This is a genomic window from Mesorhizobium sp. M0019, from assembly GCF_040323975.1.
Classification (GTDB): Bacteria; Pseudomonadota; Alphaproteobacteria; order Rhizobiales; family Rhizobiaceae; genus Mesorhizobium.
This window is the reverse complement of sequence record NZ_JAMYVK010000049.1, coordinates 31,241-54,480: the sequence shown is the minus strand read 5'-3', so window position 1 is coordinate 54,480 and position 23,240 is coordinate 31,241. Positions and strand designations below refer to the sequence as shown.

Sequence of the window (23,240 nt, the reverse complement as noted above, 5' to 3'; positions counted from 1 at the left end):
GGACCTCGGAAGAGCGCGAGAGGGTATCGCGCTCGCGGAGCAACCAGGCGTGCATGTCGTCGAGAAGTGGTTTGCTCTTCTCCTGCCGCACGGCATACCGCTCGGCAGCGCTGCGGCCGTTGATGGCGCGCTCGATCTCGAACAGTGCGTCGAGGCGCCTGACCGCCTCCAGCGCGATCGGGGAGATCGGTTTGCCCTTCTTGCCATCCCGGGCCTTTTTCGCGATGTCGGCCAATTCGAAGAATCCTCGCCGCGCATGGGCGTAGCAAAAGGCCGGCGTGATCGGCTGCTCCTTCCGCTGCGGGTCGAACAGCGGCTCGAAGCCACTGTAACAGTCGCACTGAAGGATGCCGGCGAACCCGGCCAGATGCTTCTGAGAACGCTCGCCGCGCCGGTCGCTCGAGGCGTAATAGATCGCCGCCGGCGGCGCAGGCCCGGCGAAGGGACGGTCGTCGCGCGTATAGGTCCATATGCGCCCGGTCGCGCACTTGCCCTTCGCCAGGATGCGAATGGTGGTGTCGTCGCCATGAAGGCGCTCGGCCGCGAGCACATGGCGCTCGATCAGCTGGAAGAGCGGCATGACGGCGAAGGTTCCGTGGCCGACCTGATCGGCCAGCGTCGACAGCGGCAGGTCGATCCCCTCGGCCTTGAAGCGCGCGCTCTGGCGGTTGAGTGGAGCATGCATGCCGAACTTGTCGAACAGGATTGTCGCCAGCAGTTGGGGACCGATGAAGCCGCGCGGCGTGACATGGAACGGCGCCGGCGGCTGGGTGAGCTTCTCGCAGTCGCGGCAGGTAAACTTTTCGCGCACCGTTTCGATCAGCTTGAAGCGGCGCGGGATCTCCTCCAGCGTCTCGGTCACGTCCTCGCCCAGCTTGGACAGCCGGAATCCGCCGCAGCAGGCGCAGGCGGTGGGAGGCTCGACGACGACGCGCTCGCGTTCGATAGTCTCTGGCCAGGGCTTACGCACTGGTCGCTTGCGCGCGAAGGCGCGCACGCTCTGGGTCTTCGCCGCCGCAGCGGCCGCGGCAAGCTCATCCTCGCTCGCCGCGGTCACGAGGTCTTCGAGCTGAAGTTCCATCTGCTCGATCAGGCGCACCGTGCGTTCGGAACGCTGGCCGTATTTCTCGCGCTTCAGCTTCTCGATCATAAGCTGTAGATGTGCAATCAGCGCCTCGGTGTCCGATAGTTTCGCCTGCGCGCTGGCAGCCACCGCCTCGGCTTGTCGGCGTGCTTCGCGTTCAGCCCGCAGTGCCGCCAGGGCACTCGCGAGGTCCGAAGGAAGATCATCCGGCGTCAACGTCATGAGGCCAGTGAATCAGATTTTGCCTGCAATTTCAAAGTGTAAATGCTATCCGACCCGCGTCGGCCGCCATGTTTCCTGAGGGTTGCGCCAATCGATCCCGGACAAGAGATAGCTCAACTGCGCCGTCGAGATTGTAATGCTTCCGTCTGCCAGAGATGGCCAGATGAAGCGGCCACGCTCAAGACGCCTCGTAAACAGACACGATCCTTGTCCATCATGCCAAATGACCTTCAGGAGATCGCCTCTTTTGCCGCGAAAGCAAAAAATGTGACCGCTCAGCGGATCCTTCTTCAAGATCTCCTGCACGCGTAGAGCAAGGCTGGGAAAGCCGCAGCGCATGTCGGTGTGTCCCGTCGCCAGCCACACCCGCACCCCTGTCGGAATCGGGATCATCGCAGCGTTTCCAGGCCGCGCATAATCCGAAGCAGCGCTTCCACATCCACGTCGGGCTCGACGATGACCCTGCGGCCATTCACGCTCACCACTTCCATGCGCCCGCCAGCCGGTTCTGGACCCTTCTTTGGCTGCTCCGGCACGACCATCGCCGGCACGAAACCGCAGACGCCACCTTCGCCAAGCCGACCCTCGCGATGCGCCTTGCGCCAGGCAAACAGCAGTGGGGTGGAAATCCCGTGACGCCGCGCTGTCGCGGATGCCTGCCGCGGAGCCAAATAGCTCTCCTCGACGATCCGCAGCTTCGCCTCCTCCGACCAGCGGCGCCGGCGGCCAGTGTCAACAATCTCGAGCCGAGTGACTTGGCGACAGTCAGTAGCGATATCCATACCGACAGTCAGCTACACCCTCCGTTCGCCCGCAAGGCGGCCCTCCTCGGACGCGTACCGCGGAACTTGCGGGTGCGCGCGTGCGCAAGGGGGTCAACGCCTCATCAGCCCGCGTTCCTGCGCCGCAAACCAGGAAGAGGTGGTGCGTCCGCGCGCCTCCTGGCCGCTCTACAACAACATAGCGGCTGACCGCCGTAAGCGCCTCCGGCTCATGCAGATCGATGAGACGTTCTGTCGCCTTTCCGCCAAATAGTGCTACCTGTCGAATAAGAGCGCGTTTTTCGACGGTTGCCGTCGACCACCTTGCCCGCAGCCCAGCTCCTCGGGCTCTCGGCAAGGATTCTGACACCTGGTCGCAGAGGTTCTTTGAGATCGTCGTAGCGGCGTGGGCACAATGCTACTTACAAGCAAGGCAAATACCCCTACAATCGAGGACCAGACTCATTCCTTGTCAGAAATTTGTGGGTGCAAGTCGATGCCGGCAAAGGCGATAGAACAGACCGCTCCGACAAAAAACCAGACCGCGATTTTTGTTCTACTCTTTTCGGTGGCGTTCTCTTGGGCAGTCTTTTCAGCTTTGGGTGAGCCCGAGGTAAATTTTGCCCGCGCAGTGCGCCTCATCTGGATGTCTCTTCTCTTCGGCACGGTTTCTCTGACTCTTTTCATATGGGCCACGGGAAGATTTGAGCTTGGCAATTATTGGCGGATGGCGTGGACGGCTAGCTTTCTCTTGTATTTCGCACACTTCCTATATGGCTTCTTCGTTGTTCATGAAGGCAGCCTCCGGTCGATCTATCTCCACCAAGGCGCGATCATTGCTAGCTTCAACCTACTCCTAACCGCAGTCTGGGGCCTAGACGTTGCAAACGCCTGGTGGTGCGTGACGAGGCCAACGCTATATTTCCGGCTGGTGGTGCACGTCGTGATATTTCTCGGATTCGCGATTTCGACCTTAGTGTTTGGCTCTCCCATGGCAAGAGCGCTTGGTGGGTTCATGCTCTCTGTTCTGGTCGGCACTTTGATCGTCCGCTTAGCGACCTCGTCGAGATCAGCAGACCTGAAATGACAGCCAAGCCTTTAAGGGCCTGCGCGAACCTCGTTTGGCTGGAGATCTAGAGCGACTTCAAATATTCGACCAAGGCCCAGCGTTCGTCATCTGAAAATGCCGACGCGCCATACTCATGTCCGAAATTAGCATTGCCCACGATGGGCTGTCCGTCGGAATCGACCGTGTGATACTCGAAATTGGAATCGCCCTGCTTCTTGTCCCAGGTCATTCCACCAAACTTTGGGTCGTATTCACGACTGCCGACCCAGAAGGTCTTCGGCCGATCCTTCCCCGGAAGAAGCAGGTGATAAAGCGTTGGAACCGATCCATTGTGAAGGTAGGGAGCCGTCGCCCAGATTCCGCGAAGCGGTCCCGCCTTGTAGGCCAGAACTTTTTCATTCAACCGCGTGCAATCCGCGCGGGGGTTGAACGGAGGAGCACCTTCGACGATGATTCCTTGCCAATGGGGGATACCTAGAAAGGTCGCCGCCGCCGCAAGGGCAATATCGCCTTTCTTCCGAACTAAAGCGCCTCGCGTGGCCACTCCCATTATCGCTGCGAGGTTGTCTTCGACGTCGAGGGGCGCTTCTCTAGTAAGCGAGAAGTATGACGTTTTCGTTCCCGTCAATTTTCCAGAACGTCCCATGCCCATGAACACGTTGCAGGCCATTGTGATGTCCGTAAGGTTTTTCTCGTTCGTTTCGGCGTCGCTTTTTGCCGTCTCTGCGAGGCCCACCATCCTCTCGACTGTTTCACCCAGTTTCTGTGCCCCAGGTGTGCGGTGACAGTCGGCACACCCTTTCTCGACGAAGAGCTTTGCTCCACTGTCGACTTTGGCTTGATCGAGTGCGGGAAATATTTCGGGCCATTTCGGTGATTCCAGCTTCGCCACCAGGAGTTCGAACATCGAGAGGTTGTTTACGTTGATGCTCGTGGCATAGCCCGCTACTGGGCCGTTTCCGTTCAAGGAGCCTGACGATGGAGTGGTTGGAACCAGAACGACCTCGGCGAACGTACCCAATGCCTCTGCAGCATTGCGTCCCAACGCACCAATATCAAAAGTCGCTTCGCGAAAGGGTGTCACCTTGAGACTTTCGGCCAGTCCGTTCCACTGAACCCTGGACTGCAGGTTAATGCCCCATAGGAAAGGATAGCTCACAGGCGCATCGGCAACATGTGCCAGCGGTGGTTCGGTGGACCGCGCGAACATTTGAATCTTATTGAAAATCCGGCCGAAGGCATCGAGGCGGGCAAACCCATATCGCAAATCAGTCTTGTTCAATCGCCTGGCTTCCTCCTGCCAGGCGACGAGCGAAGTCAGAGCCGCCCGCAACATACCCCGATTGGTCTCATCATTTTTTTCAAGGACTCCGGCAGCAAAGCGCCCGAACCGGTCTTCATTGTCGCGCGTCTCAAGCAGCGCCTGGTCGAGCGCCTCGCTGAAGGACTGAAGATCGCTCAGCCCAGGACCACCGTCGATCCGGATTATCTTGCCTTGAAAACGGACTTCGTTCGTGTGACACGCCGCGCAGTTCAAGCCCAGCCATGGTTCGGACTTTTCCTTGGTTGCGCCACTCTGGCCGCTGTACCAGCGCAACTTGGTAACCACGAAACTCTCATCAGGCTGGCGATCGACCGCGAACCCGATCGGCAGGCGGTCCAATCGGCTTTGTGGCGCCAAGAGATGCCCGAACGAGGCCAGGTAGGCCTCATCGGCGAACCTTCCTGTTGTCCCGGGCTGCTCAAGCGCCTGAAACCACTTATAGGGGAGTAGTCGAGAGCCTTGCGATTGAGAATACCAATTGGTGCGGTCGGCCTCTGTCCACCCTTGCGTGGTCACGCCACCTCCGATCACTTGGTAATATATGGACATGCACGCCAGCACTCCCAGCGCCAGGAGTATCATTCCACCTATTCTTGATCTGACCATGGCGAGACCTTTTGGGTTGGATGCAAGGCAGACGCGGATGGGCGGATCGACTGAAACACCGCCGATCTCTCCGACGCGTGTCCGTGACGTTCCAGACGCGACATCAAAGAATCTTCAGGTATTCGAGTAGATCGCGAAGGGCGTTTCCATCCCTCGCCGGATCATCGTAGCGCCACGGATAGTCGTGACCCAAGTTTGAATTTCCAGCGGCCTTCGTGTCGAACAGGAAAGGCAGCGCTTCCGGGCATCGTCCATCGTCGCCTACGACCGGAGCAATTAGCCCGACCGCGATCGGATCGTATTGGTTTCGGCCTCTGCAAAACGTCTCAGGCCTTCGGTCGAGATTGATCAACTGTCGCATCGTCGGCACGCTGCCATTGTGCAGGTAAGGCGCCCTCAGATAGGCTCTCGGGATCGGATTGTTGACGTATCCCGCCGGGGACCGGATTTCTGCCGGCTGGAAAGCAAGCGGATGGCCTTGCGGGTACCTGCGCGCCGTCTCGATCAGAGTTGCAAGCTTTTCGCGCCACAGAAAGGCGAGGCCAAAATCAAGATCATTTTCGGCTTTGGTTGCCGCATCGGATAGCGCGGCTTTCTGCGAAGACAACAGGTCGCCTGACCCTGGAAATGCCGCCCAAATCGCCAGCGGCAACGCCCCGGCATAACGAAAGTTCAGCCGGGCAGTGTCCGTCCCGATGCCTTCAGCGCCCGGTACCGTGATCGCAGGCATAATCCTGTTGATCTGATCAGCGCCGCTCAGGCTCCAAGGCTGATCGGCGGCCGGACGATGGCCATGACAGCTATTGCACGCGCGCTGGTAGACTTCCGCGCCCCTGGCGACGCTGCCTTCGGTTGGTTTTAGGTCTGGAAACAGGTCCGCATAGCCCGGCACTTTGACTTCGATGCCGAGGGTCTCCGTAAAGCGGGCGGCACTCCGAATATTGTGCGCCACTTCCGGTTTGGATAGCGCCTCGACGCTAGACCCTGCGGCAAATGCCGCGATAAGGGCACGGGTATCGGCGCTCCCTATTCCACCATCATATTGCGAAAATCGCCGAAGCTTGGTTGTCTGCTCAAAGACAACAGGGATTTTCGAAATAGCGGCATTTTCAGAGCCCGGCACATCGAGCGCAATTCTGACGATGCCTCGGAAGGCCCTGGTTCTTCCCGGACCAATGGCCTCAGTGGGTCCGTTCCGCAGCTCTAAGCCCGAATATGGGAGGTCAATCCGAGGGAAGTCTCCACCAACGGTACCTCGAATGCCGGCGAGCCACGCCGATATGATGATGCGCTCGACAGCATTACCAATGGTCCGATCGTAAAGTCCGGCGGGTGCTCCGCAACGCCGATCATATGCATCCAATATCTTGGAAACGGAAAGCTGCGGATCAAGGACCGCGATTTTCAGGCTGTCGGTCCACGCGATCAGATCCAGTTCCTGATTGCCAACGCCCAAGATGGGATCTGACTCGCGCCCGTTGGCGAAGGTTAGTTTGGCAGTATGACAAGTCGCGCAGGTGAGGCCGACGAAATTGATCGGCGTACCGAAGGCTCTTGCGGGCGCGCGATGGCTGATGTTGAAGCCCACCGGCAGCTTGTCGACCGCATTCCCGGCGCATGCCGGCTTGCTATCAAGACCGGCACGGGGATTGTCCAGGAACCCATACGAGCGCCACAGCGACGGCGCATCCTGCCGCCCGGAACGAAATGCCGATCCCGAAACTTCGTCGATGACCAGCGCATACTTGACCGGCATTATCTCGAGGCCGAGCGAACCGCTCTTGAATGCCTCCTCGGCGGTTGCCGGCGTCCATTCGGAAAAGTGCCACTCGGCAAACAGCCACGCCACACTGCCGACCAAAAGGACGACGCTTGCGGTATGGGCAAATAGCCTCAGCAGCCAAAACAGGGTTGTAGACAACCGGCGTAAAGATGGCCGCATCATTTAACACCTATACCGTTATCTAAGAGACAGCGATAGGTCGCAACCGCCCAAGCTTATCATGTCTAGACAATCGGTAATAACAACGCAATACGCGTTACGTTGGCGACTGCCGGGTGCTTGCACAACATATCAAAATGTTGACGTAGAAACTGTCTCCCTCATTAACGCCGACAGAAGGTTCGGTTTTGGTTGGCGGGGGATCGCCAGCGGTTCGAACACTGGTCCACTTGATCTTGGCCTTTCTGTCGCCGTCGAGTTCAACCGCCAGGTTTTCCTGCTGGCCGTCGTTTAGCCGGTGTTTGTCCCAGACCAGTTTGTTGTCGGCGGTGTTCAAATCCCAGATCGACACGAACAGATCCGCGTGATCGTCATTAACGGCGGCTATGGTGCCCGAACCCGCGTCGGCCGGCGTGAACATGCAGACAGAACAAGCTAGAGCAAGAGCGAGCGATTTCATTTCCAGTCCTCCTAACGTCGACCTCAATTTGTGATGCTATATCGCGGACGAACAGCTAATCGACAGAAACGCGTGTCGCCGCTTGCCTGTGGATTTCGGCTTCCGGCGCAAGGGACTTTGTTTCGTCGATGTCCCGCAGCTCATGCCGCAGCGCTCTGATGCCTTTTCCGACATCTCCCATCAGAGTCGAAATACGGCCCCTTCCGAAGAAGAGCATCGCCACCAGTATGACGATCAACCAGTGCCATATGCTTATCGTTCCCATATCAAACTCCTGTTTTTGGCATTGAGGCGGGTAACCCGCATTGGTCTAGACCGCTCACTCAAAATGAGGCTGACCCGGACGCCGGCCTGCTGGCCGACGAGGTGAGAAGGCTCACGGGCGTTGCGTCGCCTTCAGGTTTCATGCGAAACAGCGATTTCGCCCCGGCAGACGTGAACAGCACAGCCTCGAAGGAGGGAAATACATCGTTCATGGCGTCGATCGTGACCTGGCGTGTGGTGCGATCGATACGCACGGTTCCTTTGAACCTGATGTTCGGCGCGCCAAAGAAGCAAGGATTGCTCGCCGCGCCGTTGTAGCTGAACGTGACGACGTCGGGCGAGACGTCGATGTCTGAGATTGAAAAGCCGTCGTCACCGGATGGTTTTTCGCACACGACAGTGCCCGTGTCGCAATTGTATTCGTGCGTCACACCCAGGATCGGCTTCAGCACGGGTGCGGAGCCCGATCCGATGTCGACGACGACCTCGCCCCCGAATCGGGAAGATGCGGCGCGCTTGTCGGAGAATCCCCTGCTGTCGGTGCCGAAACACTGGGCCAGGGGCGCCTTTGGCAGCATCGTGAGACCGGCCTGTCCCGGAACCGGCAACATGTAGCCGGGTTTACCGGGATGCTCGCCCGGAATGAAGGTCCGGATGACGACGGACATCGTCTCGGCACGGGCAACAGGAACCAGGCAGGCCGCAAGGCTCAGTCCCAGCAACAATCTTCTGAACATATTCGGTCTCCTCGATGATTGACGGTTTTCCGTCGGTTTCTCTTTGTCGGCGCAGGTGGATGGTTTCTGCAGACTACTTTGCCCAGACGTCCGCCGACGGTTCCGGCAACTGCGCAGCCTTCCCGTTGCCGCTCGGCAACGAGAACGGGACGCGCGCCGAGAAACGTGGACCTGACTCGGTCAGCGTGCTGGCGGTGAACATCGTTTCCGGCTTGATCGGTTCGGCAGCGTAGGTCGCCGGCATGCGTCGCTCGACCTCCTCGAAGTAGGCGTAGAACTGGCCCGGTCCTAGCTCGGCGAGACGTCCTGCGGCGATGGAGAGGTTCAAGGTCCACTGCGCGATGCCATGTTCCATATGGGGGTCGGTGTCGACCGCCTGGTAGGCGGCGAGATTGACTGGCGTGCGCCTTAGCCGGCCCTTGCCGTCACTCGCTTCGTGAACCACCGCCATGCGCATATGCGGCTTGTCGAGGACCTCGTAGATCGGATGCCCGGTCTTTTCGTAGCGTGTGTGGTGCCGCACCCGTTCAGAGGCCTGACCGCTGACGGTCGCAAAGACGTTGAGACCGCCGTCCTTTTCAGCCAACGGGGTCAAGGTGACGGAGCGGTTGGGCAGGATCTGGCTCCAGACCACCACGGGCTCGGAGACCTTCAGGATGTCCGGCGCATGCGGCTGATAGCGAACCAGGCCCAGACGGATGAATGGATCCGTCGACTTCGAAGGCGTGATCTCGATGTCGACAAACCATTCCTCGCGATCGGCGTCGAAGCACGGTTGATATGTTATGAGGCTCACCTGCGCCATCTCAAATTTCGGCTTGGCGCCTTGCTGGCCGGATGTGTCGTTTTCGTCCGCGGGCACGGCGACCGGCATCAGTACGTCCGTCTCTATGCGAGGATCGTGCGGCGATGCCGATAGTCGCTCGATGACCTCGGGTGCCAGCGGCGAGCTGCCGGGCCTGCGCACGAGATGGGCGACGTCGGCAAAGTTGAGCGGCCCTATCAACGGTTCGGTGTCGGGTTCGCTGTCCCAGCGGATCGGATCGCCGCCCCAGCGGGTGATGAAGCCGCCGAGATTGCCGAGGAACTCGTCTGATAGCTGGTCGAGTTGGACCTCGCGGCCATAGTGATCGCGCAGCTTGCGCGCCAGCGACGCTCGCGGATCATCGAACTGGTTCGGCGGCCAGACCACGACGCCCAACCGCTCCTCCTCGCCGGAGGAGAACCAGCCGCGCGACAGGTAGACGCGGGTTGCCGAACCGCGCTTCAGCGTATGGACCGGCAGGCCATGGTCGTCGACCGTCAGCCGCTCGGTCCGGAATACCGGCATGGGCGAACGGACGACGCACTTGGCCGGGCGCTCGCTCGCTGGAAGCCAGACCTCGTGCTGATCGCTTTCGCGGATCTGCTGCGCCCGATTGAGCGGCTGACGGCGCGCCAGCTGCTGCAAGTTGGCTTCTTTCGGCCCGCGCCAGCGGTCCGCGGTTTCCCAGTCGGCGGCGAAGCGCGAGAATGCCACCGCCTTGACCAGCAGCTTCCTCGCCTTGGCGTCAGGGAACGTATGCACTTGGTCCGACTTGAACATCAGGCTTGGCTGGCCACCACCAGCCGGTGGCGGCGTACTCGGCCCGTCGACGACGATCACGCCGCGTCGCGCCGCCTCATGCACCATGGCCAGACTGATGACGGAACGCCCCTGCAACCGCGGCCAGCGCGGTATGGCACCATCGACCGGCAGGGCCTCGCAACGCAGCAGCGTGACCTGAGAGCGCCTGAGACTGACGCGCTTCTCATCGTCGATGCCGGCAAAGCCATATACGTCCTGCACCGACATGAACCGGCGCTGGCCGGTGGCGTCGAGCAGGCTTGGCCAACGGCCGGCGCGCCTGGCCTTCAGGCTTCGGCGGCGGCTGGTATCATCCATGACGGAGTTGCGGGGCGAGACCGTCTCGGCGACGATCTCGAAACTGTCGGCGTCGGTCAGATCGAGGGAGATGGCGCCGGTGAGCAGGAACTCCTTCGAGCCTTCGTCCGCGCGCGGATCGAACACCATCTTCGCCACGTCCAGGGCATCACTCGTCCGAATGCCGCTGCCTTCCTGCCGGTCCTCGACGGGGGCGGGCCGCGTTGCCCCAGGAGCGCCAAACAGATTTCTCGCAGATTCCCGCACCTCTGCATCGTCGCCAATCCATCCGACGGCGGCGATGGCAGCATCGAAGTCCTTGGGCAACGGCGACAGCGCCCATTGCGGGGCCTGGGCCGGCCGGCTGGCCACGCAGGCGGCACGTATCGAGGCGACCGCCGACAGTTCGGCGATTGGCTGGATGCAGCCCATGTGTTGCAAGAGCATCCTGGAGACTTCGAGCAAAAGATCGTCGTTGGCGCCGACGTGACCGCCGAGCGAACAATGGCAGTCTGTTGCATTTTCATGGGTGGCCAGGCACGCTTTCAGCGCGTCCGCCGCCGACCGGCCAAGCATGGCTTCGAGAGCCTTCGCGTCGATCGGCGTCCCCATCGGGTTCATTAGCGCCCCCAGCGTCTCCGGCAGGCTGAACCATTTCGCCAGCCGCTCGGGCGACGGCACACAGAAAATCTCGAGCATGAAGTCCTCGGAAGGTGCAACACGCATCTCGACCACCCTTACGCGCGCTCCGGATTTCGCCAAGGTGCCGTCGGACGACAAGAACTGGTCGGGCGCTTTCGCCAGCGTCAGCACGTCATCGAGCGAGCTGGGCGCGGGCCGGTTCTTGACCTGCGTCATAACGATGGCCAGAGGCCGCGCGTTCGGCCATTTGGCCAACCCGCCATCGTAGACAGGTATGGGCAGCGACCCGTCCAGATAAGCGCCGGTGGCGCGGTGCTTCGATCTCAGCACATAGGTCTCGGCCGCCGGGTCGGGCAGGAACGGCTGTCGCGGCCCGACATCGTGGCCAGGCACGAACACTGTTTCGGCCGGCCCTTCCTCACCCAGATAGACGATGTCGCGGGCCTTCTCCGCTCCCGTCGATCCAAAACCGGTCGGCTTGCGAGTGACGGCGACCGGAAAGCCAGCCGGCACCAGCACATCGTCTTTGAGAATCTGACGGTCTCGCCGCACGTCGAGCAGGCCACCTTTTAGCCGCGCCGCGAAATCCGTGACATCGAACATGCCATGCCGGACCGCGTCGTCCTGCGCGATCGTCGGAGGTACGACGATGCGCATGGTCTGGCGCGGATAGGCGCGCTGGTCGGCAGGCCGGTAAGGCGCACCGGCAATGAACTCACCGGAGGATACGGCATCGGAATTGTTGAACCGTAGGACCGCGCGCTCGGCCTGTTCAAATCCGATCGCTCCATTGTTCTTGGTGGCGATATGCTGGGGAAGGAGGATGTCGGGATGGCCGACAGCCTCGTGACGCAGGAAGCGCCTCCGTGCGGCGGGAGACTGTTCGTCGCCGAACTTCGCCGGAAATGCCAGCAGCGGGGCCATCGGATGGATTTTGGTCGTATTGAACTGCCGCTGCAGATGACCGCCATCCTCCCGCATCGGCACCGAATGGCCGCCGAGGAAGGTCGAACGCATGGCGAACCGGTAGCCGACGCCATAGCGAAGCGGTGGCGGTCGCGAGGCTGGATCGGTTTTGGCGTCGGGAAGGCTGAGAGTACGCCGAAACGGCAATCGCCGTCCTGTTGGCTCCGGGCGTTCGGGGGCACACAGCACGGCCATGGGGGTGCCATCCCACTGAGCAACGGCTTCCTCCACCACGGCGTCGACATCGACTCTGGCATCCTGGGCCGGAGCAGGGCCGCGCGGCACCAGCCGCGAGACGAACGTCATGCTGCTGGCATCGAGATCGCGCCGCTCCGGTGTGCCCGGTGCGCCGATCAGCATATCGAGCGCGGTCCTGACGCCGGGCTTGGCCTTGCCGGCGACGCGGAAATCATAAGAGACGGTTCGGTTCATGAGGCTGCGCCAGCGATCACCGCTCTTGTTGCCCACGGCGACGTCTAGCCGGCGGCCAATGGTCAGATCCTCCGCAAACAGCAGCGCGCGCACGCGATGCTCGCCGTCCATCGGCGTCACGGAATTCTGGGCGCTGGTGCGCGCGGCCGTGCGAACCGCCTCGTCGGCGCGCATGCGGTCGAGAATGGTGAAGCCGGCGGTCTTGAAACCATTCGCATTGCCGCCGGCGTCTTCAACGCTGTCGCTGCCCGTCAGTTCGGCAGCCCGACGCATGTCGAGCGAAACAAGACCGAAGCGTGGATTGTTCTGCGAGGCCGTCGCGCTTGCGCCGGCTCCCATCATCGCTATGCCGTCGAACTGGTCGAGACCGGCGATCTGGGGCCAGATGAAGGGATCCCAGCTTTCATCAACGAGCGCGACCTGCGGCACGTCGATCTCGTCCTTGGGCGCCGGCCAGAAATGAGCATTGGCGATCTTGGCAGCCGTCCACACCAACGGCGTCGCACGCTCGGGCGCATCGCCCTCGGCGGCCAGGAAGACATAGCCGGCGTCCAGTTTCTCGACTTCGAGATCGATCGTCAGGCAGAACAGACGCGCAAAACCGGGATCGCCCTGCAGGGCATAGAAGGTATGTGCCACATGCTCCTGGCGTTTGGCATCCGACCCGTGGTCAGGGACCTGAGGCGCCTGCGCCCAGCTTCCGTAGAGCTGGGTCTTGGCAGCCTGCGCCCGCGTGGCAGGCGCCGGCTGGCCTGGATCCTGGACCTTTGGTGGATCCTTCGACACCGGCTTGCATAGTCTGCTTAGTGCCCGGTCCGTCACTTCCTTGAACTTGCCTGTCGCCCACTTGCGATCTTCCTCGGTTGCATCGACGACCGCCATCAACTCGTCTTGCTTGCGCTTCTTCAGTTCAGCCAGCAGCATTTCGGCGGTGACGGGACCGGCCGGGGGTTCCACGGCCTTCGGTGCGTTCAACGCAAGATCGGACAGCTGTGGCAGCGGGGCGCGAATCTGCTCGGCGACGCGGCGTGCCCGCTCGGCCTCGAGATGGAAGGCGAGATCGCTCTGACGCGCCGGAATGATCGTCTTGATCACGGTGGTGTCCGTCGGTGTCGCTTGCGAAGACCGCATGCGGCCGCGATCCTCGATCGCGGCGGGATCCGCCTTGTCGCTGAAATCGGCGGTGAAGGTCTTGCCGGTCAATGACCGATCGATCAGCGTTTGTAGATCCGTCCATGCCTTGTCGTCGGCAACGCCGACGAAGGCCTCCTGCCAGATCGCGTCGATGTCAGTCCAGACGGTTGAGGATTTCGGGTCGCCGAGCCGCTTGATCGCGGCCGTTGCGGCCACCTCTCGAATGGTTGCGATGTCGGGTTCGGCGGCCGTCCAGCAACCGGTCGATGTCAGCACTTGCGTCGCCTTGGGCGCGATCGCTATCTTGACCTGGAAAGGGCCAGGCTTACCGCTGTCACCCGGCAGGGCGATGCCACGGGCGACCAGCTTGGCCATTTCGCTTGGCCATTTCGAAAGCGGGAAGCCGCCTTGCAAGGCGCGTTCCGGCGTCGCGACGAGGCTCATCCGGTGCTTGCCGTTGCCGGCAAGACCATTGGCGACCACACGGAAGAAGGGGCGGACGGAAACGTCGGTCATGCTGCATCCTCCAGAAGGTCGACATCGAAATAGTTGAAGTATTTTTCCGGATCCTTGTCCTGGCCGACGGTCAGGGCCCTGGCGCCGGTGACAAAGCCATTGTCGTCGGGGATCGTACCGGTAATGATGGAGCGGTCGATGCCATCGGCATTCGCAAAGCGGGTCGGGCTCTCCAGCGCCGCCTGCTGGCTTCCCATGGCAGGCTGGCTGTTCGAGACCCGCACGCTGTAGTCGTAATCGACGATCCCCATGGAGAACGAGAAGGAGAACACCGCCTCGCCTTGCATCGCTCCATCGTTGGCACCGCCTGACGTCATGCCGAGCTTGACGTAGAGCGAAGCGTAGCAGGAGAATATCCATATGCTGGCGGCGCCACCGGCGAAGAAGGTGCCGGAGATGTCCGTTACGCGGCCACTGGGCAGGGACTGCGTGCGGATGTAGAAACCGCACATGATGCGGCCGTAGGCGACGAGCGGCCCGAACGTGAAGTCGGCGCTGCCGCCGAACTCGAATGACGCCTCGAAACCGACGATGCTCCTGGCGTTCGCGGTGATGGCGAAGTAACCGGCGCCGCCGAATGGCGGCACGCTGATGATGAAGGGCGCCAGGCGGCGCGCCAGCGAGGCGCGGAACTGGGCTTCGCTGTCCGTGAAGGGCAACAAGGCGGCAACGTTCAGCGATACGTTGGAAAACGAGATGCCGCCAAGCTGGATGGTGCCGAGATTGAGGCCGTAACCAGCTTCTATGCCCGGCAGTCCGTCCAGCGGCTGCAAGTAAAAGCCGCTGTCGCTCGGGCTGAGGAACGATTGCAGTTTCTCGGCGAATTTGAGCTGGGCGCCGATCTCGAAAGTATCGTAGTCGACATCGAAGGACGGCTTGCCACCATCTTCGATGAGGAACGACGCGCCACGGAATTTCAGCGTGACGGCATCGAAGATGCTGCCCAGCAGGTTCACCTGGAAGGCACCGAGCCGTGCATCGGCGCGGAACTTGACCGGATCCTGGCCAAGCAGGTCGATGTCGACTCGAACGGCGACGTTGAAGGTGCTGCCGGGGAGAAGTTGGAAGATCTCACCCTTTTCCGTGCCACTACCCGATGCCAAGTTCATGTCGTAGGCGAGCGTGGTGCGCAGCGGTACCAGATTGGCCAGCGCGTCCTCGATCTCGTCACGCAGGGCAGCGACGTCGATCATGCTGAGGATGTCGCCGCTGGTCGCCTTGACGACGAGCTTCTTGAGATTGTTGGCGATCACTTGCGGCGCGGCGCTATGGGTGCGCCAGCCTTCCAGCAGGGCAGCGAGCTCCTTGCGGATGTCGGCCTGACCGAAATCGGTCGCCTTCGCCACGTCGGCAATCCACCCTGCCTCCTGCCCGAGCCGATCCGATTTGTCGCCATCGTGCGGGAAGTTCGGATCAGGCTCGACCAGGAGCGCTTCGCGAACCATCGCCGAAGCGAGGCCCTTGGCGATTGAGGGATCGGCCAGCACCTTGTCCCGGGCGGCGACGATGCTCTGATAGCCGACGGACAATGGCGCGAAGGCCGGCTTGACCAGGCGAAAGGCTTCATCACGCAAGCTCGCAGGCAGTGCCGATGCCCGGTCGAACAGGCTGCGATAGGCTGAAATGGCGGTTGCCTCGGCCGCCCGCAGCTTGTCCCGCACGGTATTGAACTCGGCCGACCCTCCGCCGCCGAAGAAGAATGCCTCGACTGTTGTGTCCTTCTTCACGGTCAAGGCCAGGAATTCGGCAATGGTCTGCGGATCGATGCCGACCCCGAAATTCTCCGGAAGATCCGACGGCACCGCCGCTTCAAGAGCAGTGAGCGCGTCAACCACGCTCTGGCGTTCGGGGTCGAACACGCTGGGCAGGTCTGCGAAGAGCTGTTTGAGCGAGGCAATGCCGGCCGTGGTGAGCAGACAGCTTTCGCCGAGCAGCTTCAGCACCGAGCTTGCCACAAGCATCAGGCTGCCCGCGACCTCGGCCTGGGCGGACTTCAGTGAGTCCTGGACGGTCTTGACGGCACTCTGAATATCGGTGCTCGCGCCCAACTTCGCCGCGAAAACCAAAGCCAATGCGTCCACATTGTTGGGCTTGCCGATGATGTAGGCGTTGAGCGCCTCGTGGATTGACCGCAACGCACCGCACAAGCCATCCACAGCACTCTCGATGATCCCACGGGCGGCCTCAAGTCGCTGCAGAAGCCGTGTCAGGTCAGGCGTCTCGCCACGTCCAGGCGTCAGATTTTCGAAGTCGCGCAACGACCGGGAGGCCATCTGAAGCCCCCGTCCGAGATGCACCGTGTGCCGATAGGCCTCCCCGACCTGGGCTTTCATGATACCGATGAACGTCTCCGTATCGGAAAGCACGCCATCCACGTCGTGCTGCAGCGACAACGGGAGATCGTCCTTGTGGTCGACGAATGCCTTCCTGGCGGGAGCAAGGTCCAAGGTGAGCTGCCCTGCCGCTTGCCACGCCTTGGCGATCTTCATGAGGCCGCTGCCTGTTGCGGGCAGCGTGTCCGGCAACTTGACCATGTCCGCCGCTTCGGCCTCGTCGTCCGTCGGCCATTGCTGCACCGTATCGCTGGTGAACCCGAGCAGCCGAGCCAGCGCGTCGACTGCGTTCGCAGCCTCGCCGGCCGATTTTGTGAGTGGGTTGCTTAGGTCGACTTCCACGCCGAACAGTTGGCGTGCAACGGTTCCAGAGGCAGCGAGTGCCGCATCGATGTCATTGTTCTTGATGGCACGAACGAGCGAGATTACCGACTTCCCGCCATCCTGCAGGCGATGCAACTCTGTTACCAATTGCAACAAGGCGGGAGGCAAGCTTGCCGAATTCAGATCGTGCATGGGGATGGCAGCATCGATCTCCTGCAGTCTGGCGCGGTATGCCCCGACGGCGGCGAGAAGCCTGGACTTGTACGGCTCGCTGGCATTTTCCCTGACGTAGACGAGCGCTCCGTCGACGGCGCCGGAAGCGATACCGATGGTCGTCTTGGCGAGGCCCTTTGCTGCCGCCTCTGGTGTCGTGCCGCCAGTCGCCAGATCGACGATCACCTTCTCGACAGCGGCGCGCAAGTCACCACCGGCAGTGGAAACCGCGGTTCGAAGCAGCCTGGCGGTCTCCCGCGCCACGGCTTCGACATCGGGTGCCGTTGCATCGGCGACGACGCGAACCGCCGCAACAAGATCCGGAACCGGCACCGGCAGCGGGATGATGTCGTCGAAGAAGTTGACGGCGGCGATAAGCTCGTCCGCCACCGCGGCGACCGCCGCCTGCGCATCGCCATTGCCTACCGCCTCAATCTTGGCCAGCACAGTCTCGAGCGCGGTCTTGGCGGCGAGAATATCCGATATGCCACCGAGCAGCGTATTGCGCACGGCTTCCTGCATCCGCTCGGGCGCATTCGCGGCCAGCGCTGACAGCAGGCGCGCGAACCGCTTGCCCGCCTCATAAACGGCCGAAAGTCTCTTGGGCAGGGCAAGGAGGTCGTTCTCCGCCAGCGCATCGTCCAGCAACCGGCGCAAGCCGGCGAGCCCGTCCTCGATCTCGGGAAAATAGGTCTTTATCGAGATGATCTGGACATCGGCCTGACCGACGAGCTTCGCCTGTTTTTTCTGCTCGGCCTGCAGACGCTCGTCGAGTGCGTCCCACTGCGTTGCGATGGCATCGACGGCGGTCCGCAACGGCAGCAGCACGTTGACCCGGACCAGGGCGAGGGCATCGGATGTCGTCTTCTGCAGCGCCGAGCCAAATTCCATTGTCTCCTTCAGCAGCGGCATATCCGCGCCGGCCAGATCGAAGGATGACATCAAGTCCTGCAGCTTGACGATGCCGAGCAGCTTGGCATCGGACGAGAAGAAGTTCTTGAACACGTCAAGCTGGCCATCCGCGGCCAACGCACCGCCATTTGCTGCTGGCGCGACCGCGGCGGGTGTCGGCGGCGCCACAGGGACCGCCCTGCTGAAGTACTTGGCCAGTGAGACGATATCAGAAGTTCCGGGACGGGTCTCGACGGTCGGCTCGTCGGCGCCAAGCGGTCCCCTGCTCCGCGACAAAGCGTAGATCTTCGAATTCGGCCGGGCGATGCCGCCGGAGCGATCGCCGCTGCCCCCCATGTCCAGCTTTACCCATTTGATGAGATTGAGAAACACTTCCGCCGGGTTCTCCGCGGCGGCGACGTCAACGACATCCTTCGCGTTCACGCCTTGCTCCCGCGGGAAGCCGTGTGCAAGAAAATGGCCGTCGTAGCGCACCTTTGTCGCGTTGGTTGCGGAGCCGGTGAAACGCTCCACCTGTTCGATGTGGATGTCGGCGATTTCAACAGCCGGATAGAATGGCGGCTGCTCGGCGCCTTCCAGCACGCCTGTTGTCTCGTAGAGGGTATTGTCGCCCTCCCAGCTGGTTCCGCCGGGACCTTGCCGGCCTTGCGCAACCACCGTCACCCGATCGGTGGCGAAAGTCGTGTCGCCGCTCTCTTTCTCTTCCGCGTAACGCAGCTTCTGGCCATTCAACGCCATGTCGCGGCGTACATTCGCGTGGGTGTTGTAGTATTCGGCAACCTTGCGCACGCTTCCTGGTGTGGTCGCAGCCACGTTGTCCAGGAACAGCAGTGGCATCGACGTCTTCTTGTCGTCGAGCGTGAACTGGAAAGAGATGAGGCCCTGATCCGTGAGATTCACCTTCGGCCAGAACGCAAGGCCGGGCTGATCACCCAGCGACAGCATGCCGTTGGGGGCGACTTCGCCCTCCTTCGGGGGTGGACCCACCGGCGTGGTCGGATCGACGATATCGGGGGTGCGACGGGTGAGCATCATCACGTCGCTGGCGCACCACTGACGGCCGGCATTGGGCTGGCCGACAGCGGGATATTTCTTCTCGGGCTTGCCGACACGCAGGAACATGCGCTGGCGCAACAGCGCCTTGTAGCCCTGGTTCTTGGTCAGCAGGAACATGCGCTCGGTGAGCTTGACCAGCGATGCGCGGTGGCCGAGCGGGAACAGATAGCCCTTGTAGACAACCTCGGCGCGGATGTCGCGGCCAAGCACGATGTCGTGCTGCCAGCGCTCGATGGTCATGCCGTTGAAGAAGGGAAGACCATCAATGTCGAGCGCCGTCGCCGGCGGATTGAAATGCGTGTCGTGCGTGAACGAGCCACCGAGCGTCGACAACGTCAGCTCAGTGGCATTCAGGGCGACAGGCCGATAGATCGCTTCGTCGCTGCGGCCGTCGAGCAGCGCAAAATCCGCTCCGGGTTCAAACTGGCCGGAGCCATCGACCAGGGTACCGGACAATTCTACGTTTTCGCCAATGGCCTGGCGCTTGCCGGTGACAGGCAAACCGTAGGCCGATGTCAACAGCACCAGCTCGTGCCGGTCGTAGGCGTCGAGCGAGGTGCGGAAGAATTCGATGTCCTTTTCAGTCTCGGAGCGGATGCCGAGACGACGGCATAGCCAGTCGACGAGGCGAAGCTTCCTTGGCGGCTGGAAGTCCTTTGCCTTCACGCAGAACGCGTCGTCGGAGACATCCTTCCACTGGTTGTCTGCGTCGCCAAACCGGGTGACATAGGCATCTCGGGGCGATGACGCGCCGGACGTCGCCTGCTCCTTGCCCAGGAACCATGGCGCATAGGCACCGCGCGGAGGCGCAAAATGGCCCGGCAACAATGCACGGCCATCGCGCGTCGCCGGTTCAAGGGCCATCGGGCGAAAGTCTGGCGTGCCGACCACGCGCAGGCCGGGCTGCACGTCCTCGATCAGCAAGCGCGCGGTCCACAGATCGCGGCTGTGGAAGGCGATCGGTGCGCCCGGCTGGGTAACCTCCGCACCGAATTCGAGCACGGCCGGAGGATCGGCAAAAGCCGTGTCCGGTCCTGGGATGGGAAACCGCCGCGTCGTCTGCCAGACTGCATCCTGCGCGGTCGACAGCAACAGCCGCGACGGAATTTCGATTGCCGTTTCGAGCGCGTTCGGCGTCGTGGCGAGCGAGGCGCGAATTTCGCCCATGCGCTGAGCACCGGTGATGTCTTCTCCGGCGCTGAGGCCCTGGTAGTCCAGCATGTGGCGGTCGTCGAGGTCGGCGGCCTGCTCGCCCAGCGGGGGCAGGACGCCGCTGGGCAATTCGCGAAACAGCTTTTCGGCACGACGGGTAACCGCAGGCTCGTGATGCGACCAGTCGGTGAGCGCGGCAAAGGTGAACGGCATGCCGTCGAAGGCGACGCCCGCCGCGCCGGGGTTGGCAGGTGACGCCTTGGGCGTCGCTGCCAGGCCGTTGGCGTCGTTGCTGTCGCCCGCTCCCGGCCGGCAGTTGAGGCGGAAAGCAAGCCGAGTCGGACCGGAGAGGCGGGCCTCGACAATATCGGGAATTTCGTCGCGACCGGCAGCGAAGTCCTTGAAGTTCTTGCGGGCATCGCTATCGCGCCGGATAGACCGCGCCAGGTCGTCGCCCACGACGCCGTCCCGGTTGTTTGGATGGAAGTATTCCGTTGCGGCCTCGCCCGGGAGCGGCGGCTCTGCCGCCTTGGCCTTCTCGGCGGCCCCGGTCATCAGATCGCGATAGAAGCTCCGAAACAGGGCGTAGAGCGGCAGGCTGGATTCGACGGTGCTCTCCAGTTCGAGGCGCAGGCCAAGATCTGTGATTGGTCGCTTGAACTGCGTGTGGGCTGCGTTGGCACCGGCCGAGGCCAGGATAGCGGCGATCTGATCGCGTGCCTGGATATCAATGAGTTGATTGACAGCCTTTTCGATCGTCTGGCCGAGCGATAGGGCCTGCAACTTGCGCGCGGCTTCGAACGCGTCAGGATCCAGCCCGTCTGGACCGATATAAATCTTCTGCGCTTCAGGAAGAAGCTTCGTCTCGTCTGCGGCGGCAAACGCCGCGCAAAAATCAACGAATGAATGGTCGTTGCTCGTGTCTTTTGCCTCCTTGGCAATTTTCGCGTCCTGGATCGCCTTACGGCCCGTCACATCGTCAGCGTTGCCAGGTTCTTGCTGCTCCGCCGGAGCCAGGGCTACGTCGGGCAAAGGTGGCGGCTCGGGCAGGAAGATTGCGCGCTCCATGACATGCTGGGGATCAAATTCGATAACCAGAACCGGGCGCGTGTCGACGCGCACCGGCTCTGGCTGCTCCCGCCCTTCCCCCTCCGGCATGTCGGCGCGCTCGTGGCGCGGCACGACAACCACCCCGCAATCGTCGCTTACCGGGAGGAAGGCGGGTAGCGGCGAGAATGCCAGGACCATGTCGGAGAAGCGGAAGCGAAGCCGCATCTGGTCGTAGTCGCGCGCCGCAACCAGCGTGGCGCGCGCCAGGTCGAGTTTGGCGACGCGCACCCCGTCCGCCGCCCCGCTCAGCGAGACGAAGCTGGAGCGTTCGGGTGTTGGCGCTTCGGCAATCAGTCCACCGAGCGGATTTCCGTCGGAATAGGCAAGGCGCAGCTCGGCTCGTTCGAACAGCAGGCGGCTGTGGCTGACATCCGGCAGGGCGGCAGAAGCCTCGAGGAGATGCAGGTCCACCGCTGCCCGGCGCAGGGTTTGCCGGTTGTCGATCTTCACGCCGCCGGTCTTTCCTTCGCCGGCTTTGCCATTGCGATCAGCGACGATCCAGAGCGTCTGTCCAGGTGCGCCTGCACGGTCGCCGCATGCGGCAAGCATGATCTTGCCGGAATCGTCCTCGCCCTTGCCCGGCTCATCCTCGCCACCGGGTGTCCCCTCGCCCGGTTGCAATTGCTGGACCTCGTCATATGCGCCATCGACGCGGATAGTGCCGATCGGCGTTTCGACAGGCCCGCCTTCGCCCTTGGGGTCAACGACGCTTCTGGCCGATAAAACCGTGCGGACAATCGGCGCCTGGCCGGGGAGCACCACCGCGGTCTCGGTGGCGACGGCACGCTCCAATGCAAGCGGTCCCGCGATCCGCACGCCCTTGTCCAAGAATTCGGCACCCGTCTTGTCGATGACGATGCGTGACACTGTCTGAAACGTGTCGGGCATAAGAGCCGAGGGACCTCGGCGAATCTCAACTTGCCAACCTTTGCCGAGGGTTGGTTCGGGATTCAGCAATCGAGCTTGCGGTCCTGTTTTGTCGCCGGCGCGCAGATCAAGAACCGACGCTGTCATGCCAACACCAGCGAAGTAAGGTCCTTGCTCGACGGCTGCGCCAGGGTTCTTGCTCGGCTCGTAGTTCCAGCCAAGACTGAAGTCCGTGATGGCGACCTGCGTGGCAAACGCTGTCAAAGGCTTGCTAATCGTACGCAGGTGCCACTGAAAGCTGTTGGTCAGCCCGACCACGACGTCGTCGTGGCTGTTGCCGGCATCGATGCGGCCGGAGAACATCCGCCGGAAGGTCTGGCTGACGCGCGACGCCCATAAGGTTTCGGTGGCTTCGGCACGTGATGCGAGAAAGTCATCGAGGAACACCGGGCTTTCCGTCTCGTATTCAAGCGAGGCTCCGTCGCTGTCCAGCCAGACATCGGTGAGGATGCGAATTTTCCATCCGTCGGCATTCTCGAAGAACAGCACGATCTTGCGGTGCTCAAGATCGCCGTAGGTGATGTCGCGAACATAGACCGCGTTCTTCTTGCCTTCGGCATCTGGAAGCGACAGGTCGAACCAAGCCTTCGGTCCGAACATGTCGAGATTCATTTTCAGAACATCGAGCCCGGCCACTGGTTTCTTGTGTTCGGCATCGACGCGCACCACCTGGAGTTCACGCCCATCGGCCGAGAGATCAAACCGCAGCAGCAGTCGCGAGTCGTCAGTTCTGTCGGCCGCGAAAACGCGGGAAATACCAGGAAGTGCGGGGGTTGCGGCCAGAAGCCCGAGAAACTGGCGCCGGCTCACCGTAAGCGCGGGGTACCTGTGTCCAGTTACCGGGGTTGCGCATAACGGGAGGTAGAGACTGTTCCTCATGGTTCACCTCGAGCCGAGCGGCCCGGCTCAGGGAGCCCGCCGCCTTTTGAAGCGGCGCCTTTATGACGGCCGCGAACGTGACGGGCTAAGTGATCAGCGGCTGGCGTGACACAGCCGTTACACGAGGCGGCGACATCTTGTGAGAGCCCGCCAATCGGCACGCTTGCGACGGGTAGCCATTCTTCGATCTTGTGAACCGAATGACCGTGCTACTCGCCAGAGATCGTCATGGGGTCCTGAAGCGGACGGAATTTTCAAATTGCCGTTCGTCC

Annotated in this window: 11 protein-coding genes; 1 reads left to right on the top strand and 10 read right to left on the bottom strand. The window is 62.0% G+C overall.

What is annotated here, in order from left to right; translation table 11 throughout:
- The 3 genes from tnpC to tnpA form a co-directional block, all read right to left on the bottom strand.
- On the bottom strand, window positions 1-1,306 hold a 1,306-nt coding region (gene tnpC, locus NKK47_RS27660), incomplete at its 3' end, for an IS66 family transposase (protein ID WP_352578985.1).
- A 45-nt stretch (window positions 1,307-1,351) separates the two neighbouring features.
- Window positions 1,352-1,699 carry an IS66 family insertion sequence element accessory protein TnpB gene (gene tnpB / locus NKK47_RS27655; RefSeq protein WP_352578984.1) on the bottom strand — a complete coding sequence of 116 codons (348 nt, stop codon included), beginning with the start codon at window positions 1,697-1,699 and terminating at the stop codon, window positions 1,352-1,354.
- Entirely contained in the window at window positions 1,696-2,088 is a 393-nt protein-coding gene (gene tnpA, locus NKK47_RS27650) for an IS66-like element accessory protein TnpA (RefSeq protein ID WP_352578983.1), read from the bottom strand. The genes tnpB and tnpA overlap by 4 nt, the downstream gene beginning before the upstream one ends.
- Window positions 2,089-2,563: 475 nt before the next feature.
- On the opposite strand from tnpA, the gene NKK47_RS27645 reads away from it, so the two are divergent.
- On the top strand, window positions 2,564-3,154 hold the full coding sequence (locus NKK47_RS27645) for a hypothetical protein (RefSeq protein ID WP_352578982.1): 591 nt from the start codon (window positions 2,564-2,566) through the stop codon (window positions 3,152-3,154).
- 46 nt (window positions 3,155-3,200) lie between these two features.
- Here NKK47_RS27645 and NKK47_RS27640 read toward each other — a convergent pair whose 3' ends face one another.
- From NKK47_RS27640 to NKK47_RS27610, 7 genes are all read right to left on the bottom strand, one after another.
- Window positions 3,201-5,009, bottom strand: coding sequence for a di-heme-cytochrome C peroxidase (locus NKK47_RS27640; protein WP_352578981.1), 1,809 nt, complete (start codon window positions 5,007-5,009; stop codon window positions 3,201-3,203).
- 160 nt (window positions 5,010-5,169) lie between these two features.
- Complete coding sequence (locus NKK47_RS27635) at window positions 5,170-7,011, bottom strand: c-type cytochrome (RefSeq protein ID WP_352578980.1); 1,842 nt, start codon at window positions 7,009-7,011, stop codon at window positions 5,170-5,172.
- A gap of 94 nt (window positions 7,012-7,105) precedes the next feature.
- Window positions 7,106-7,468, bottom strand: coding sequence for a hypothetical protein (locus NKK47_RS27630; RefSeq protein ID WP_352578979.1), 363 nt, complete (start codon window positions 7,466-7,468; stop codon window positions 7,106-7,108).
- 55 nt (window positions 7,469-7,523) lie between these two features.
- Complete coding sequence (gene tatA / locus NKK47_RS27625; RefSeq protein WP_502905060.1) at window positions 7,524-7,733, bottom strand: twin-arginine translocase TatA/TatE family subunit; 210 nt, start codon at window positions 7,731-7,733, stop codon at window positions 7,524-7,526.
- 58 nt (window positions 7,734-7,791) lie between these two features.
- Complete coding sequence (locus NKK47_RS27620) at window positions 7,792-8,454, bottom strand: hypothetical protein (protein ID WP_352578978.1); 663 nt, start codon at window positions 8,452-8,454, stop codon at window positions 7,792-7,794.
- An 88-nt stretch (window positions 8,455-8,542) separates the two neighbouring features.
- Window positions 8,543-14,062: a hypothetical protein gene (locus NKK47_RS27615; protein WP_352578977.1), complete on the bottom strand. Its 5,520-nt coding sequence runs from the start codon at window positions 14,060-14,062 to the stop codon at window positions 8,543-8,545.
- Entirely contained in the window at window positions 14,059-22,899 is an 8,841-nt protein-coding gene (locus tag NKK47_RS27610; RefSeq protein WP_352578976.1) for a hypothetical protein, read from the bottom strand. Before NKK47_RS27610 ends, NKK47_RS27615 begins: the two co-directional genes overlap by 4 nt.
- Window positions 22,900-23,240: the final 341 nt, after the last annotated feature.

Coding starts and splice junctions, on each gene's coding strand:
- NKK47_RS27630 (WP_352578979.1), bottom strand. CDS start 7,468: ATGAAATCGCTCGCTCTTGCTCTAGCTTGTTCTGTCTGCATGTTCACG.
- tnpA (WP_352578983.1), bottom strand. CDS start 2,088: ATGGATATCGCTACTGACTGTCGCCAAGTCACTCGGCTCGAGATTGTT.
- NKK47_RS27635 (WP_352578980.1), bottom strand. CDS start 7,011: ATGATGCGGCCATCTTTACGCCGGTTGTCTACAACCCTGTTTTGGCTG.
- NKK47_RS27640 (WP_352578981.1), bottom strand. CDS start 5,009: ATGTCCATATATTACCAAGTGATCGGAGGTGGCGTGACCACGCAAGGG.
- tnpB (WP_352578984.1), bottom strand. CDS start 1,699: ATGATCCCGATTCCGACAGGGGTGCGGGTGTGGCTGGCGACGGGACAC.
- NKK47_RS27645 (WP_352578982.1), top strand. CDS start 2,564: ATGCCGGCAAAGGCGATAGAACAGACCGCTCCGACAAAAAACCAGACC.
- tatA (WP_502905060.1), bottom strand. CDS start 7,733: ATGGGAACGATAAGCATATGGCACTGGTTGATCGTCATACTGGTGGCG.
- NKK47_RS27615 (WP_352578977.1), bottom strand. CDS start 14,062: ATGACCGACGTTTCCGTCCGCCCCTTCTTCCGTGTGGTCGCCAATGGT.